This window comes from Streptomyces sp. NPDC051684 (genome assembly GCF_044453445.1).
Taxonomy (GTDB): domain Bacteria; phylum Actinomycetota; class Actinomycetes; order Streptomycetales; family Streptomycetaceae; genus Streptomyces.
Genome location: NZ_JBITCS010000016.1, coordinates 127,801 through 143,281 on the forward strand (window position 1 = coordinate 127,801; position 15,481 = coordinate 143,281).

Genomic DNA, 15,481 nt, shown 5'->3' on the forward strand with positions numbered 1-15,481 from the left:
CCGGCCCGGAAACGTTCAAACGTAAGGCCGGGCCCCGTCGGGGGCCCGGCCGTATACGAAGGTCGCGCTCGGGTCAGTCCTTGCGGCCGCGGACCGCGGCGAGGATCAGCGCGCCGAGCCCGCACAGCGCGACGGCGAGCCCGCCGTACAGCGGCAGGTTCGAGTCGGTGCCGGTCTCGGCCATCTCGCCGGAGCTCGGCGGGTTCGGCGGAGTGGGCCGTGCCTGCGGGCTGTGGCTGCTCGCCGACGGGGCCGGTGTCGGCTCGGTCGTCTGCTCACCCGGCTGCTTCGTCGGGGTCGGCGTCGGCTCGGGGCTGGTCGGCGAGGGCGCCGGTGCCTCCCGCTCGATAACGGGCGCGATGCCGCAGCGCTCGTCGGTGGAGCCCTCCTCGCAGTTGGTGCGCGGGGTGTCGGCGGTGACGCTGTTCGTGAGCTTGCCGTCGCCGCTCACCGGGTCGTTGACCTTCACCGAGTACGTGACGGTAGCGGTCTGTCCGGCCGGGATGTCACCGGTGAAGTTGATCTTCGGCCTCGTGTAGTCGACGTCGCCGATGCTTGCCTTCGCGTCGCCGTTGTACGTCGCGTCGTCGAGGTTCTCGGTGAGGTCGTCGGTGAACTTGGCGTTGGGGTACGGCAGCCGGCTGACGTTCTTCGCCTTCACCGTGTACGTGACCGTGTCGCCGGGCTCCACCTTCGCCGGGCTCGCCGTCTTGGAGATCTCCAGGTCGGGCACCGGTACGGACAGGGCGAGCGCCGAGGGGACGTACGTGTCGCCCTTGGTGGAGAAGTCGAGCGTGGTGGAGGTCGAGCCGACCGGGATCGGCTCGGCCCCGGCGGCCCGCGTGGAGCGGCTGCCCGTGACGTCGAACTCCTTCGCGTCGATGCTCAGGTTGTTGACCATCTTCGGGTCGAGGGCGCCGTCGTCCTCGGAGATGAAGAAGTTGTTGGTGTTGCCGGTGTGCGCCTCGGGGATGTTCTGGCCGCCGACGGCGAACTTGTCGCCCGGGGTGTTCCAGTCGCCCTCGTACGCGGTGACGCTCGCGTGCGGGGTGCCCGAGGTCCGGTAGAAGCCGTCCACGGTGACCCGGGTGGCCGGGGAGGTGGAGCGCTGCAGGACGTGGCCGCCGTAGATGTAGACGTTGCGGCGGTCCGGGGCGTAGGTCTCGTTCGGGGAGTCGTACTTGTAGACCACGGTCATCGACCAGCCCGCCACACAGCCCTTGCCGGTGGGCGCCCAGATGTCGCCGACCGAGACCGGGACCGGGGTGCCCGTGCCGGTGACCCCGCTGAAGAGGCTCGTCACGTCGGCCTCGCCCGTGTAGTAGTGCGGGCCTCTGGTGGAGGCGGGGTCCTTGACCAGGTTCTCGGGGGAGACCTTGGTCGGGGCCGCGCCGTTCACGCCGACCGCGGGGGCCGCGTCCAGCGGGTCGCCGGGCGAGGGGTCCACATCGGCGCCGGAGATGTCGCAGCGCTTCATCTGGGCCCCGCTCGGCCCCTTGTACGTGCCGTCGTTGCCGCCGTAGAAGAGGCGGGCGTAGGCGACCTCGGCGCCGGGCGGGACGGTGACCCGGCCGGTGCTGGAGCCGTAGCCGTCCGTCGTCCCTGCGGTGTTGATCCGCTGCATGTTGAACGTGTTGTTGTTGTCCTTGCCCTCGCCGTTCGCGGCGACGGCGCAGCGCGCGGCCATGGTGGCGTCGTCCGTCGGGCAGCCCATGACCGTGTTGCCGATGGTCTTGAAGTCGCCGTAGATCGATTCGTCGTAGCGCTTGGCGAAGGGGGAGACCACATCCGCGGAGGCGGGGCTCGGTGCCAGTCCCGCCATGCAGGCGGCGAGGGCGGCGGTGACGGCACAGGCCGCCTTGCCCTGGAGATGTTTAAGCAACATAAAGGGCAATTTAGGCAAAACATACGATTTGTCCGTGCTTATGCCACGCGACGCTCCGCGTACTCACCGATTTCGATCATCGGCGGGCGTTCCTCCGTGTCGACCGGGTGGGTGCGCGGCTCGAAGCCCTCGTCGCCGCGCTCGAACTGCGTGAGCACCGGCCTGACCAGGTGCCCGCGCGCGAGGCGCAGCTGGGCCGTGCGGTAGATCGCCGCCGCCATCCGGCCGAGCGCCTGCCCGTCCTGGTGCCGGTGCTTGCGTACGCCGACGTCGACCTGGGCGAGCGCGTCGAGGCCCACGGTGTGCAGCGCGTCCACGAGCAGGCCGAGCTCCACGCCGTACCCGACCGGGAACGGAAGCCGTTCGAGCAGCGAGCGCCGCGCCGCGTACTCGCCGCCCAACGGCTGGACGAACCCGGCCAGTTGGGGCCAGTGCAGATTGAGGATCGGCCGCGCCATCAGCTCGGTCACCCGGCCGCCCTGCCCGGCGGCCCCGGCCAGCGGACGGTCGTACATCGCCTTCACGAACTGCACGCCCGGCTCGGTGAGCAGCGGCCCGACGATTCCCGAGACGAAGTCCGCGGAGAACTCCTGCAGATCGGCGTCGACGAAGCACACGATGTCACCGGAAGTGACGAACAGGGAGCGCCACAGCACCTCGCCCTTGCCGGCCCTGACCGGCACCCGCGGCAGGATCGTGTCCCGGTGCTCGACGCGCGCGCCGGCCGCCGCGGCGACCTCGGAGGTGCGGTCGGTGGAGCCGGAGTCGATCACGACGAGCTCGTCGACGAGCGGCACCGCGTCCGTCATCAGCGTCCGCCGGATCTCGGAGACGATCTCGCCGACCGTCTCCTCCTCGTTCAGCGCGGGCAGTACGACGCTCACCGTCTGTCCCGACGCGTGCTTGGCGGCGATCAACCGGTGCAGCGGATGGTCCGCCACGGACCAGGAGCGCCTGTTCAGCCAGCGCTCGACCTCTTCCAGCACGGTCTGGGTTCCTTCCCTAAGGATCACCATGTGATCCATCTCGCGGTTCGGACGACTATCTCAAGGGTCCGGGCCTTCGGTTACAGTCTTGAACAACGCCGGTGACCATCGCATGTCGGGGGTCGCCCGTCGTACACAACTGAATCCACACAATCGAATACCGCTCATCCAGAGGGGCAGAGGGATACGGCCCGTTGAAGCCCCGGCAACCCTCCAGCCGGTCTCGTCCGCACATCGCAGTGCGCCCGCGAGGCTCCCGGCTAGTGAAGGTGCCAAATCCGTCTCGTGGCGAGATGCGTCGCGAGGAAGATGAGGAGAAAGGGCCTCGCCTCTCATGGCTGCACAGACCGTCGCAACCGAAACCGTCGCTTCCGCCCCCGCCGTCGACGCTGTCGACCTGGGACCGGCCTCCGGCCTCTCCTGCCGTGAGTGCGGCGCCGTCGTCCCGCTCGGCCCCGTCTTCGCCTGCGCCGAGTGTTTCGGACCCCTCGAAGTCGCGTACGACCTGCCCGTCGGTGACCCCGAGGCGCTGCGCAAGCAGATCGAGGCGGGACCCGCCAACATCTGGCGCTACGCCCCGCTGCTGCCCGTCCCGGCCGACGTCGCCGAGAAGCCGAACCTGAACCCGGGCTGGACCAAGCTCGTCAAGGCCGACAACCTCGGCCGTGAACTGGGCGTCGCCGAGGGCAAGTTGTTCGTCAAGGACGACTCCGGCAACCCGACGCACTCCTTCAAGGACCGCGTCGTCGCGCAGGCCATCGAGGCCGCCCGCGCCTTCGGCTTCACCACCCTCTCCTGCTCCTCCACCGGCAACCTGGCCGGCGCCGTCGGCGCCGCCGCCGCCCGCGCCGGCTTCCGCTCGTGCGTGTTCATCCCGCACGACCTGGAGCAGGGCAAGGTCGTCATGGCCGGTGTCTACGGCGGTGACCTCGTCGCCATCGAGGGCAACTACGACGACGTGAACCGCTTCTGCTCCGAGCTCATCGGCGACCCGCTGGGCGAGGGCTGGGGCTTCGTCAACGTCAACCTGCGCCCGTACTACGGCGAGGGCTCCAAGACGCTCGCGTACGAGATCTGCGAGCAGCTCGGCTGGCAGCTCCCGGACCAGCTGGTCATCCCGATCGCGTCCGGCTCGCAGTTCACGAAGATCGACAAGGGCCTGAAGGAGCTGATCAAGCTCGGCCTCGTCGAGGACAAGCCCTACAAGCTCTTCGGCGCCCAGGCCGAGGGCTGCTCCCCGGTCTCCGTCGCCTACAAGGGCGGCCACGACGTGGTCCGCCCGCAGAAGCCGACCACCATCGCCAAGTCCCTCGCGATCGGCAACCCGGCCGACGGCCCGTACGTCCTCGACATCGCGCGGCGCACCGGCGGCGCCGTGGAGGACGTGAACGACGAGCAGGTCGTCGACGCGATCAAGCTGCTCGCGCGCACGGAGGGCATCTTCGCGGAGACGGCCGGCGGTGTGACCCTGGGCGTCACGAAGAAGCTCATCGAGGCGGGCCAGATCGACCCGTCGCTGACCACCGTCGTCCTGAACACCGGTGACGGGCTCAAGACGCTGGACGCGGTCGCCGACTCCTCTCAGGCCACCGCCACCATCCGGCCGAACCTGGACGCGTTCCGCGAGGCCGGCCTCGCCGCCGACCTCTGAGTCCGACTCCGAGCCCGACCGACACTTGTAGCAACAGGAGTTACCGCCATGAGCGTCAACGTTCGTATCCCCACCATCCTGCGCACCTACACCGGCGGCGCCTCCGAGGTCGCCGCCGAGGGGGCCACCCTCGCCGACGTCATCGCCGACCTGGAGAAGAACCACACCGGCATCGCCGCCCGCGTCCTCGACGACCAGGGCAAGCTGCGCCGCTTCGTGAACGTCTACGTCAACGACGACGACGTCCGCTTCGAGCAGGGTCTGGAGACGGCCACGCCGGACGGCGCCGGCGTCTCGATCATTCCCGCCGTCGCGGGCGGCTGATCTTTTGTAGGTCTACACAGAGTTACCCGAATTGCCCCCTCCGCGAGAGAAGCGGAGGGGGCAATTCTGCATGGTTGAGCGCGGTACAGTTGGGGAAGCTGCTGCGTTTCCCCGAGCGGTGCATGACGGGCGCATATGAGTTCTCGCCCGCACCCCGACAAGAAGCAGCCAAAGTGTCCAGCCCTTTCGGGCCTTTTACGGCATTTACGCGGCCCGAGTTGCCCGGGGATCCGGTGAGTTGGCCCGGTTTCCCCGATCTGGCGTGCCCAGAATTCTCGTCCGATTGACCTGTTGCAGACGGCAGTTGGGCAGATACATTCAGCCGCGGTCGACGCGTTCCGGCGCACACCCCCATATCCCATGGGGCGTGAGGTCTGACCCGGGTCCGCGAAGTGCGGTCCTGCGCAAGGGCCAGTAATAGGGGAGTTAGGCATGGCTCAGGGCACCGTCAAGTGGTTCAACGCGGAGAAGGGGTACGGCTTCATCGCGGTCGACGGTGGTGCGGATGTTTTCGTCCACTACAGCGCGATTCAGATGGACGGCTACCGCACCCTCGAGGAGGGGCAGCGGGTCGAGTTCGAGATCTCGCAGGGCCAGAAGGGGCCGCAGGCGGACATGGTCCGCGTGGCCGCCGGCTGAACGCGCGCGTCAGACTGGAAGCTTGTACGTCGCACGTCATGGAGGGCTCGTCTCCCGGGTAGCCGGGGGCGGGCCCTTTGTGCTGCCTGCACCGACGTGCGGTTCTTGTGGTACGGCCTTGCACTCGCAGGGGTCGAGTGCTAATCATTGGGCTTAGCACTCTCCGAGTGAGAGTGACAAAACTTGGATCGGGTCGGTGAGGTCCGGGGGCCGGGTGGTGCAAGGAGCCACAAGGCCCGCAGGCCGTCCGTCGCGGGCACCAGCACGGTCCTTTTGCGTTAGCCACCCCGTCCGGGAGGACCACTTCACATGGCCAAGATCATCGCGTTCGACGAGGAGGCACGGCGCGGCCTCGAGCGCGGCATGAACCAGCTCGCCGACGCCGTCAAGGTGACCCTGGGCCCCAAGGGTCGCAACGTCGTCCTCGAGAAGAAGTGGGGCGCCCCCACGATCACCAACGATGGTGTGTCCATCGCCAAGGAGATCGAGCTCGAGGACCCGTACGAGAAGATCGGCGCCGAGCTGGTCAAGGAGGTCGCGAAGAAGACGGACGACGTCGCCGGTGACGGCACGACGACCGCGACCGTCCTGGCCCAGGCGCTCGTTCGCGAAGGCCTTCGCAACGTAGCCGCCGGCGCCAACCCGATGGCCCTCAAGCGCGGCATCGAGCGCGCCACCGAGGCCGTCTCCGCCGCCCTCCTCGAGCAGGCCAAGGAGGTGGAGACCAAGGAGCAGATCGCCTCCACCGCCTCCATCTCGGCCGCCGACACCCAGATCGGCGAGCTCATCGCCGAGGCCATGGACAAGGTCGGCAAGGAAGGCGTCATCACGGTCGAGGAGTCCCAGACCTTCGGTCTGGAGCTCGAGCTCACCGAGGGCATGCGCTTCGACAAGGGCTACATCTCGGCGTACTTCGCCACCGACATGGAGCGTATGGAGGCCTCGCTCGAGGACCCGTACATCCTGATCGTCAACTCGAAGATCGGCAACGTGAAGGACCTCCTTCCGCTGCTCGAGAAGGTCATGCAGTCCGGCAAGCCGCTGCTGATCATCGCCGAGGACGTCGAGGGCGAGGCCCTGTCGACCCTGGTCGTCAACAAGATCCGTGGCACCTTCAAGTCCGTCGCCGTCAAGGCCCCGGGTTTCGGTGACCGCCGCAAGGCCATGCTCGGTGACATCGCCATCCTCACGGGCGGCACGGTCATCTCCGAGGAGGTCGGCCTCAAGCTGGAGAACGCCGGTCTCGACCTGCTCGGCCGCGCCCGCAAGGTCGTCATCACCAAGGACGAGACGACGATCGTCGACGGCTCCGGTGAGAGCGACCAGGTCCAGGGTCGCGTCAACCAGATCCGCGCCGAGATCGAGAACAGCGACTCGGACTACGACCGCGAGAAGCTCCAGGAGCGCCTCGCCAAGCTCGCCGGCGGCGTGGCCGTCATCAAGGCGGGCGCGGCCACCGAGGTCGAGCTCAAGGAGCGCAAGCACCGCATCGAGGACGCCGTTCGCAACGCGAAGGCGGCCGTCGAGGAGGGCATCGTCGCCGGTGGTGGCGTGGCCCTGCTCCAGGCCTCCGCGGTCTTCGAGAAGCTGGAGCTCGAGGGTGACGAGGCGACCGGCGCCAACGCCGTGAAGCTCGCCCTTGAGGCCCCGCTCAAGCAGATCGCCGTCAACGGTGGTCTCGAGGGTGGCGTCGTCGTGGAGAAGGTGCGCAACCTGACCGTCGGTCACGGTCTGAACGCCGCCACGGGTGACTACGTCGACATGATCGCCGAGGGCATCATCGACCCGGCGAAGGTCACGCGCTCTGCCCTGCAGAACGCCGCGTCCATCGCCGCGCTGTTCCTCACGACCGAGGCCGTTATCGCCGACAAGCCGGAGAAGGCGGGCGCCGCTCCCGCCGGTGGCGGCATGCCGGGCGGTGACATGGACTTCTGAGCCGGTTCCGGTTCAGCCCGTCCGTAACCCGAGGGCGGCACGGTCTCCACGCGAGACGGTGCCGCCCTCGGGGCGTTTCATCGTCCGTAGTGGTAGCGGCAGGCCGCGATGCGGACCTCGTCCTCGACGACCTTGTAGATCAGACGGTGTTCGTCGGTGATGCGGCGGGACCAGTAACCGTGGAAGCCGTGCTTCAGAGGCTCAGGCTTGCCGATGCCCTCGTCGGAGCCGTTGCGGGCGATGTCCTGGAGCAGCGCGTTGATGCGCTTCAGCACCTTGCGGTCCTGCTCCTGCCACCGCACGTAGTCGGCCCAGGCCTTCTCCTGCCAGACGAGCTTCAATCGAGCAGCTCCCTGACCGTACCGCCGCCGTTCTCCAGGTCGTCGATGGCGGCCAGGATGCGCCGCGCGTTCTCCGGACTGCGCAGCAGGTACGCCGTCTCCTTCAGCGACTCGTACTCGTCGAGCGCCACGATGACGACCGGCTCCCGGCCCGCGCGAGTCACTATTACTTCCTCACGGTCGTCGACGACCGCGTTGAGCGTTTCCGCGTACTTCGCGCGGGACTCGGTGTAGGTCATGGTGCGCATCGCGGCTCCTCCGTCCTGTACGGGATCCCGTACGTACAGAAAACTGTACGTCTGGTGGTGTGGGGCGGCAAGGTAGGGCCGGTGCGTCATACGCGGGTTCCTTCCCGCGTGTATGCCATCACCGCTCTTCGGATCTCCGCGGCGCGGGCGCGGACGGCTTCCGGGGTGAGCATGCCCGCGGGCGGGGAGGCGGGGAGGATGCTGCTGCATGGGGTGCAGAAGCCGCCCGGCAGGGCCTCGGGGCGGCCGGGAGCGCCGCACTTTCCGCATTCCAGGAGGCGCAGAGACCTGCGGGGCTCGGGTGGTGGTGGCGGGAGTTTGTCGCGCAGGCGGCGGGTCAGGAGAGCCGCAGGGCTGTGGACCGGGGTGGGTAGGCCCGCTGTCAGGGCTTGCGTCAGCGTCGCCTCCGTCGCGCCCCGCGCGAACCAGGCCTCCACCTCCGGTGCGAGCCGCGCGCACTCCGCCGCCGACAGGGCCAGCGACGGTGCCGTGCGCCCGAGCGCGGCGAGCAGCGTAAGTGCGCGGCTGCGGGTGGGGGTGGAGCCCCGGGCCGGTTCGGGTTCTTCCGGCGCCTCCTCCTGCGCCTGTGAGGTCGCCTCTTCCGGTACGTCGCCTCGTACGTACGCCGTCCACCACGCGTCGCCGCGCGCCGTGCGGGAGAACCAGCTGCGGGTGACCCAGCGGGCGCTTCCCGAGCCCTGGATGTGTTCCCGGCCTCGCCTCAAGTGGCCTGCCCGGTGCAGGTTGTTGAGGGCCGTGCGCAGTGCCGCCTGGCCGTACGGGAGGTGTTTGGCGAGCGTCTTCACGGAGATGTCCGAGCCGTCGGGCAGGCGGTCGATGTACCCGGCGATGTACGCCTCCCGTACAGGCAGGTGTGCGAAGTCCTCGCCTGTTCGGGGGAGTTGGTCCGGTGCGGAACGCTTCCCGTAGCCCGGATTCGCGGCCGGATGCGGCTCGGGGGCCGCCGAGGCGGCGTGCGTGGGGGCGGGGGCGGCACTAAAGTGGGCGTCAGCCACGGGATCTCCTTCTGCAAGATCTCGGTGGATAGACCCCCGTTAGGTGTTGGCGCACCGGCGGGGGTCGTTCGGTTATCGGGCACGTTAGAGCGTCGTCACCCTCCGTGGCAAGCCGGTGACGAAAAGTGTCTGCTTTCCTCAACTCGCAGGGTGGGAGGGTGGGTTGAGACCCACCTCCCAATCCATGAAAGCAGTGCTCGGGGCGCGGGGCTTGAGCCTCGGGGCGGTGGTTACGGGGTGCGCCGCAGGTCGGCGATGAACGCGGACCAGGTCTCCGCCCGGAGCACGAGCTTCGGGCCGTCGGGGTTCTTGGAGTCGCGGACCGGCACGATGCCCGTCGCCGGGGTGTGGGCGTCGGCGACTTCGAGGCAGTCGCCTCCGCTGCCGCCGCTGTAGCTGGACTTGCGCCAGCTACAGGCGGCGGCGTCGTTCCGGTCGTACTCAGGGATGTAGTTCCTCATGGGGGTAATCCTGCGCCACCGTCTCGATGAGGGCCAGGGAATCCACGGGCGAAAGCGCCGTCGCCTGGAGGAGGTTGAACATGAAGGTGTGGCGGGCGACCGTGGCCGGGTCGTCGGTGAGCCTGCCCATGTCGGGGGCCTCGACGAAGGAGAGCGGCGGGGCGTCCTCGAACTCCATCAGCTTGACTGAGCCCTCCATCGCCGCGTGCGCGCCCGCGCCGAACGGCAGGACCTGCACCAGTACGCGGTGGCGCCGCGCCAGGTCCGCCACGTGACGCAGGGCCTCCGCCATGACCTGTGGTCCGCCGACCGCGCGGCGCAGTGCCGCCTCGTCCAGGACCGTCCACCCGGTCGTCCGGAGCGGTGGGCTGGTACGCGTGGAAGACCGCCGCCGCGTACGAGCGTGTCTGGAGCAGGCCGGGGATGAGCAGGGCCGCGTACTGACGGATGGCCGTCGCCATGGCCTCCGCCTCCGCCGCCTCCGCGAAGTGGTCGGGGAAGCGGGACCGGTTCGCCTTGCGGCAGTTGCGGACGAAGAAGCCGCCCGTGCCCAGCTCCTCGTCGAGGCGGGCCGCCATGTCCGGCAGGATGCGCCGCGTTCCCGCCTCCATCTGGCCCACGTACGAGCCACTGACGAACAGCAGCTCACCCAGGGCCTGTTGGGTGAGGTCCGCTCTTTCGCGGGTGTGGCGGAGTTCCTCGCCGATCATTACGCGGCGCGACGACGGGTCGAGGTCCTTCGGTCCGGTCACGTGCATCAACTCCCGGTCCAGCAGCGGTGTCTGTTGGGCCGCTGCCCCTGGCCAGCGTAGAGCGGGGTCGGTCACTCTGTGTGGCGAACGTGGAACCGGGAGTGGAGGAGTGCGTGATGGCGGTGCGGAGCGCGGAGCGGTTGCGGGTGGTCGAGGAGGTGGTCGCGCAACTACGGGCGGAGACCGCAGTGTTGAGCATCGTGCTGCCGTCACTGCGGGTGGACCCGGTGTCGGCGGCGGGCGAGGCCGGGTATCCGCTCGTCGACCTCGGACGCGTGAACTTCGATACGGCGATGCGGATCGTCGCCGTACTGCACGAGGGGCGGCGCGGGGGCTGAGCCTCCGGGCAGCCGAAACCCGCGCCCGTGGCGAAGGGTCTCGGGCGCGGGTTTCGGCCGACCGGTCAGGCCGAGGACTGCTCGGAGAAGCTCTGCCAGGTGTCGCGGCCCGCACGGGTGGCGCTGGTGGCCGCGGCCTGCGCCTGGTGGAAGGCGCGGGTGGCCATTTCGGAGGGCGGGACCTCCCAGGAGCCGGTCCAGTTGCGGCCCGCGCGGGCCAGCTCGTAGACGAGGACGCCGACCCCGGCCATCGCCGTGAGCGTGCCGACACCGGTGAGCGCGGCCCCCGCGGTCAGTCGGCGCCGGTCCGGGCGGAACTCGTTCCAGGAGATCTTCGAAAGGGTGCTGTCAGCCATGGGGCCAGGATGCGGGAGGGCGGGGCGGGGCGCATGTGGAGCGGTGACCCGCGGGTGACGCGGCTCGTTGGGTGGGCATGATGAGCAGCCTGCGTGTGCGCGTACTGACGACGACTCTGGCGGTGGCGGCCTTGGCGGGCGTGGGCGCTCCTGTGGCATCCGCTGCCGATCATGATCCGGTTCCGGACTCCGGCACCGTGATCATGTCGAACGAGGGGTGGGAGGCCTTGCAGGCGTCGAGCGGTCTGACGGAGATGCCCCAGGAGTCGGGCGTGTACTACCTGGGCTCCTACGAGCCGCTCCGCTAGTTCGTACGTACGAGAAGGGCGGCACCCCATTCCGTGGGGTGCCGCCCTTTCGTGGTGACCGGTGTCAGACCTTTGCCGGTTCTTTCGGCTCCGGGTCCTTGGGCGCGGGGTCCGAATCCAGGACCGGGGCCGACGGGCCCTCCTCGGCCCGCGCCTCGGGGGACTCGCCCGCGTCGACGTCCTGGTTGAACTCGACGAGCATGTCCTGCGTGAAGCCGAAGTAGTACGTCGCCAGGAAGCCGACGGCGTAACCGACGAGCAGGCCGCCCAGGTAGATCGCGGCGGTCACGCCCAGGCCGTGGTTGCCGTCGAGCAGCGGGAACAGCGCCCAGCCCGACGGGCCGATCGCGGTGGAGCCGACCTGGTAGCCGAGCATCGAGAAGACGCCGATGAACGCGCCGCCCGCCGCGCCGCCGATGCACGCCGTGACGAAGGGGCGGCCGAGCGGGAGCGAGACACCGTAGATGAGGGGCTCGCCCACTCCCAGGAAGCCCGCGGGGAGCGCCGACTTGATGGTCTTGCGGATCGAGTGGTTGTGCTTGAGCTTCTTGAAGACGGCGATCGCCGCGCCGACCTGGCCAGCGCCCGCCATCGCCAGGATGGGCAGCAGCACTGTGTAGCCCTGCTGTTCGATGAGCGTGGTGTGGATGGGGATCAGGGCCTGGTGCAGGCCGAGCATCACCAGCGGGAGGAAGAGGCCGCCGAGGACCGCGCCGGCGAAGACGCCGGTGTTCTCCAGGAGCCAGTTGGCGCCCGTGCCGATGGCGGTGGATACCTCGCCCGCGACGAACATCAGGCCGAAGATCGTGACCAGGCCGGAGATGAGGATCGTGAGGGTGGGCGTGACCAGCACGTCGAGCGACTCGGGCACCCACTTGCGGCACCACTTCTCGATGTAGACCGCGAGCACGGCCGCGCCGAGCGCGCCGAGCACACCGCCCTGGCCGGGGGCGAGCTTGTGCCCGAACGCCGAGATGTCGGCGACGCCCGGGTAGACGATGATCGCCGCGACGGCGCCGCCGATGATCGGCGTACCGCCGAACTCCTTGGCGGTGTTGTAGCCGACGAAGACCGCGATCAGCGCCATGAAGCCGGAGGCGATGGCGCCGAGGGCCGGGGTGACTCCGGGCAGCCAGCCCAGGTTGATCATCAGGCCGTTGAGCCCGGCGATGATGCCGCAGCCGATCAGGGCCGGGATCAGCGGCACGAAGATGTTGGCGATCTTGCGCAGGAAGAGCTTGAACGGGGTGGCGTTCTTTGCCTTCTGCTGCGCCTTGATCGCGGCGCCCTGGGAGGCGAGGCCGTCGGCGGAGTGCGCGGAGGAGGGCTCGGGCGCCGGGGCGGGGGCCGCTGCCTTCCCCTCTTCCACGAGGGTCTCGAACTCGGGCGTGACCCGGGCGACCTTCCCCGGCCCGAGCACGATCTGGTACGTCTCGTCCTCGACGACGCCCATGACATCGGGAAGCGCCTTGAGGGCCTCGTCCTGGACGAGCGAACGGTCCGCGAGACCCAGCCTGAGCCGGGTCATGCAGTGGACCACGGAGGTGACGTTCGCTGCGCCGCCGACGAGCGGGAGGATCGCGGCGGCGACGGCGCGGTTCTTGTTCTCGGCGTTATCGGCCATGGTGCGTCTTGCCTTGCTGTGCAGGTGGTGCTCGGGGACGGGTGGTTCGTTCGGGACTACTTGGTGGCGGCGGCCGCGAGTGCGGCGCGCAGGTGGCCGTCGGACTCCGTCAGGAGCCGGTCGGCGGTCGGGCCGTCGACGTCGCCGAGGACGACGAGGATGGCGTTCTTGACCTCGCCGTCGGTCGCGGCGAGCGCGGCCTCGATGGCGGCGTCGTCGGCGCCGGTGGCGAGGGAGACGATGCGGCGGGAGCGGGCCCGCAGCTTCTCGTTGGAGGCACGCACGTCGACCATGAGGTTCCCGTACGTCTTGCCGAGCCGGATCATGGAGATCGTCGACAGCATGTTGAGGACGAGCTTCTGGGCCGTGCCCGCCTTCAGGCGGGTGGAGCCGGTGAGCAGCTCGGGTCCCACGACGACCTCGATGCCGTGGTCCGCGGCGGCGGCCAGCGCGCTGTCCGCGTTGCAGGACAGGCCGACGGTGAGCGCGCCGTACGTGGTGCGGGCGTGCTCGACGGCGCCGATCGCGTACGGGGTGCGGCCCGAGGCGGAGATGCCGACGACGATGTCGTTCTCGGTGAGGTCGATGCCGGCCAGGTCGGCGGCGGCGAGGTCCTTGGAGTCCTCGGCGCCCTCGACGGCCTTGACCATGGCGGACGGGCCGCCCGCGATCAGGCCGACGACCTGGCCGTCCCAGGTGTTGAAGGTGGGCGGGCACTCGGAGGCGTCGAGGACGCCCATCCGGCCCGCGGTGCCGGCGCCCGCGTAGATCAGGCGGCCGCCGCGGGCCATGCGGTCGGCGATGCCGTCGATGGCGGCGGAGATCTGGGGGAGCTGGGCGGCGACGGCGGTGGGGACGGTGGCGTCCTCGCCGTTCATCAGCTTGGCGATCTCCAGCGTGGAGAGCTGGTCGATCTCGGCGAGTTCCGGCCGGAAGGCCTCCGTCGTGAGGGTGGCCAGTTGTGCGCGGAGGTCGCTGTACGTGGCGTCGGGGGTGGCGGTCATCGTGAGGGGCGGCTCTCTGTGTGGGCGGGTGTCTCGTTGCGCTGGGACGGCGTCATGGCCGCGGGGCTCTGCCCCGGACCCCGCTGCTCAATCGCCGCAGGGGCTTGAAAGGCCTGCTCGATCGCCGCAGGGGCTTGATGAGCCGAGCCGAATCAAGCCCCGCCGGCGATTGAGGCGCGGGGTCCGGGGCGGAGCCCCGTGGCGTGGGGAGCGGTCGGGCGGACATCACTGGCGCCCACCCCGCGGACCGGGCTGATGGCGGTGGGCCAGCGCCTCGTACGACGCGGAGAGCGCCGGCGCCGCCGTCTCGTACGTGCGCTGGGCGATGCCCACGAACAGGCAGTCCACGACGAGCAGCTGGCTCGTCCGCGAGGACATCGCCGCGGGCCGCAGCTCGCTCTCCCGGGCGATGGACGTCGTCAGTATGTGGTCGGCGTACTGCGAGACCGGGCTGCGCGGACGCCCGGTGATCGCGATCGTGGTGGCGCCGCGCTCGAAGGCGACCCGCAGCGGCTCGATCACGTCCCCGGTCGTGCCGGAGTGGGTGATCGCCACCGCCACGTCCCCCGCGCGAAGCGTCACCGCGTTGTGGACGGCCAGGTGCGGATCGGAGTGCGCGTACGCGTGCCGGCCGATCCGCAGCAGCTTCTGCGCGAGGTCCTGGGCCACGAGGCCGGAGGCCGCCATGCCGTAGATCTCGACGCGGCCCGCACCCGCCATGGCGGTCACGGCGGCGCCGAGCTGCGCGGTGTCGAGTCCGGCGGCGGTGTCGGCGAGGGTCTGCTGCTCGTCGTAGGCGAGCTTGGCGACGACGTCGGTCAGCGGGTCGTCGACGGCGATGTCCGCGGTGACGGCGGGCGCCCGCCCCGACTGCTGCTGGGCGGCGAGCCCGGCGAGCGCGAGGCGCAGGTCCCGGTAGCCGGGGTACCCGAGGATGCGGGCGGTGCGCACCACCGTGGCCTCGCTGGTGCCGGTGAGCTCGGCGAGTCCGGTGACAGTCAGGGCGGCGCAACCGGCCGGGTCCCCGGCGACCGCCTCGGCGACCCGCTGCATGGACCGGGTCATGGAGGGCGCGAGGGTGCGCACCTTCGCGGCGAGGGCCGCGGGTGCCGGTGGCGCGTCCCCGCCGAAACTTTCCTTCACATCATTGCTCACGTATTGAAAGATATTTTCGGGCGGGGCCGGGGTCAAGAGTCCTTCGGCCGTGCCGTATGGCACACAATTGGTTGTATGGACACCATCAGCCCCTTGGAGCAGGCCCTGCACGCGGCCCGCGCGCTCGTGCTCGCGGATCTGAAGGCGGGCGACGTCGCGGATCCGGACATCGTCTCGCTGGTGGAGGAGTCGATCGTCTCGCGGCGCTGGTGGGTGGAGCAGTGGCCGGAGGGGGTGGAGTTCGTGACCGGTCTCGTCGCCCAGGACGTCAAGGACGGGATCCTGGAGCGGCACGGCCGCTGGCCGCTGTGCCCGGTGTGCGGCCCCGGCTCGGGCGCGGAGGCCCCGCACGCGCTGGACGTCGAGCCGGAGCTGGGCGCGGACCCGCACTGGGTGTGCTCGGAGGCGGGCGTGAGCGTGGCGCCGATCGGCGGCCTCGGCTCGGTGACGGGGTGACG

At 69.8% G+C, this 15,481-nt stretch carries 17 protein-coding genes, 1 pseudogene and 1 riboswitch; of the genes and pseudogenes, 7 read left to right on the forward strand and 11 right to left on the reverse strand.

Features of this window, described 5'->3' with window-relative positions; genetic code table 11:
- Positions 1-73: 73 nt before the first annotated feature.
- On the reverse strand, positions 74-1,885 hold the full coding sequence (locus ACIA8D_RS20770) for an isopeptide-forming domain-containing fimbrial protein (RefSeq protein ID WP_399234146.1): 1,812 nt from the start codon (positions 1,883-1,885) through the stop codon (positions 74-76).
- 38 nt (positions 1,886-1,923) lie between these two features.
- The gene (locus ACIA8D_RS20775; RefSeq protein ID WP_399234147.1) at positions 1,924-2,871 is read right to left on the reverse strand and encodes a glucosyl-3-phosphoglycerate synthase; all 948 of its coding nucleotides are present in this window, start codon (positions 2,869-2,871) and stop codon (positions 1,924-1,926) included.
- Positions 2,872-3,032: 161 nt separating this feature from the next.
- A riboswitch (SAM riboswitch) is annotated at positions 3,033-3,187 on the forward strand.
- Positions 3,188-3,205: 18 nt separating this feature from the next.
- On the opposite strand from ACIA8D_RS20775, the gene thrC reads away from it, so the two are divergent.
- The 4 genes from thrC to groL all read left to right on the forward strand — a co-directional run bounded on the left by thrC (position 3,206) and on the right by groL (position 7,420).
- Positions 3,206-4,522 carry a threonine synthase gene (gene thrC / locus ACIA8D_RS20780; protein ID WP_399234149.1) on the forward strand — a complete coding sequence of 439 codons (1,317 nt, stop codon included), beginning with the start codon at positions 3,206-3,208 and terminating at the stop codon, positions 4,520-4,522.
- Positions 4,523-4,570: 48 nt separating this feature from the next.
- Entirely contained in the window at positions 4,571-4,846 is a 276-nt protein-coding gene (locus ACIA8D_RS20785; protein WP_399234150.1) for a MoaD/ThiS family protein, read from the forward strand.
- A gap of 432 nt (positions 4,847-5,278) precedes the next feature.
- Positions 5,279-5,485: a cold-shock protein gene (locus tag ACIA8D_RS20790; protein ID WP_030576453.1), complete on the forward strand. Its 207-nt coding sequence runs from the start codon at positions 5,279-5,281 to the stop codon at positions 5,483-5,485.
- Positions 5,486-5,794: 309 nt separating this feature from the next.
- A complete protein-coding gene (gene groL, locus ACIA8D_RS20795) occupies positions 5,795-7,420 on the forward strand; it encodes a chaperonin GroEL (RefSeq protein ID WP_266712587.1) in 1,626 nt (541 codons plus the stop codon).
- Positions 7,421-7,497: 77 nt separating this feature from the next.
- Here the strand turns inward: groL and ACIA8D_RS20800 are convergent, their stop codons facing one another.
- The 5 genes and pseudogenes from ACIA8D_RS20800 to ACIA8D_RS20820 form a co-directional block, all read right to left on the reverse strand.
- A complete protein-coding gene (locus ACIA8D_RS20800; RefSeq protein ID WP_399234153.1) occupies positions 7,498-7,761 on the reverse strand; it encodes a Txe/YoeB family addiction module toxin in 264 nt (87 codons plus the stop codon).
- A complete protein-coding gene (locus ACIA8D_RS20805; RefSeq protein WP_399234155.1) occupies positions 7,758-8,009 on the reverse strand; it encodes a type II toxin-antitoxin system Phd/YefM family antitoxin in 252 nt (83 codons plus the stop codon). The genes ACIA8D_RS20800 and ACIA8D_RS20805 overlap by 4 nt, the downstream gene beginning before the upstream one ends.
- A gap of 86 nt (positions 8,010-8,095) precedes the next feature.
- Positions 8,096-9,025 (reverse strand): hypothetical protein, encoded by a 930-nt coding sequence (locus ACIA8D_RS20810; protein WP_399234157.1) that lies wholly within the window; start codon positions 9,023-9,025, stop codon positions 8,096-8,098.
- A 230-nt stretch (positions 9,026-9,255) separates the two neighbouring features.
- Positions 9,256-9,486, reverse strand: a complete 231-nt coding sequence (locus tag ACIA8D_RS20815; RefSeq protein WP_399234159.1) for a DUF397 domain-containing protein — start codon at positions 9,484-9,486, stop codon at positions 9,256-9,258.
- A pseudogene (locus ACIA8D_RS20820) lies at positions 9,467-10,244 on the reverse strand (helix-turn-helix domain-containing protein). The gene ACIA8D_RS20815 and the pseudogene ACIA8D_RS20820 overlap by 20 nt, the downstream one beginning before the upstream one ends.
- A 110-nt stretch (positions 10,245-10,354) precedes the next feature.
- Here ACIA8D_RS20820 and ACIA8D_RS20825 point away from each other — a divergent pair.
- Positions 10,355-10,576, forward strand: coding sequence for a hypothetical protein (locus ACIA8D_RS20825; protein ID WP_399234161.1), 222 nt, complete (start codon positions 10,355-10,357; stop codon positions 10,574-10,576).
- A gap of 65 nt (positions 10,577-10,641) precedes the next feature.
- Here ACIA8D_RS20825 and ACIA8D_RS20830 read toward each other — a convergent pair whose 3' ends face one another.
- The gene (locus tag ACIA8D_RS20830) at positions 10,642-10,932 is read right to left on the reverse strand and encodes a hypothetical protein (protein WP_399234163.1); all 291 of its coding nucleotides are present in this window, start codon (positions 10,930-10,932) and stop codon (positions 10,642-10,644) included.
- An 80-nt stretch (positions 10,933-11,012) separates the two neighbouring features.
- Here ACIA8D_RS20830 and ACIA8D_RS20835 point away from each other — a divergent pair, with 80 nt between their 5' ends.
- The gene (locus ACIA8D_RS20835) at positions 11,013-11,240 is read left to right on the forward strand and encodes a hypothetical protein (protein WP_399234164.1); all 228 of its coding nucleotides are present in this window, start codon (positions 11,013-11,015) and stop codon (positions 11,238-11,240) included.
- 64 nt (positions 11,241-11,304) lie between these two features.
- On the opposite strand, the gene ACIA8D_RS20840 is transcribed toward ACIA8D_RS20835, so the two are convergent.
- The 3 genes from ACIA8D_RS20840 to ACIA8D_RS20850 form a co-directional block, all read right to left on the reverse strand.
- Complete coding sequence (locus ACIA8D_RS20840) at positions 11,305-12,864, reverse strand: PTS transporter subunit EIIC (protein WP_399234166.1); 1,560 nt, start codon at positions 12,862-12,864, stop codon at positions 11,305-11,307.
- 56 nt (positions 12,865-12,920) lie between these two features.
- Positions 12,921-13,868 carry an N-acetylmuramic acid 6-phosphate etherase gene (gene murQ, locus ACIA8D_RS20845; protein ID WP_399234168.1) on the reverse strand — a complete coding sequence of 316 codons (948 nt, stop codon included), beginning with the start codon at positions 13,866-13,868 and terminating at the stop codon, positions 12,921-12,923.
- 225 nt (positions 13,869-14,093) lie between these two features.
- Positions 14,094-15,023 (reverse strand): MurR/RpiR family transcriptional regulator, encoded by a 930-nt coding sequence (locus tag ACIA8D_RS20850; RefSeq protein ID WP_399234169.1) that lies wholly within the window; start codon positions 15,021-15,023, stop codon positions 14,094-14,096.
- Between the two features lie 75 nt (positions 15,024-15,098).
- Between ACIA8D_RS20850 and ACIA8D_RS20855 the strand changes: the two genes are divergently transcribed.
- Positions 15,099-15,479 (forward strand): hypothetical protein, encoded by a 381-nt coding sequence (locus ACIA8D_RS20855; protein WP_399234171.1) that lies wholly within the window; start codon positions 15,099-15,101, stop codon positions 15,477-15,479.
- The last annotated feature ends 2 nt before the right edge of the window (positions 15,480-15,481 follow it).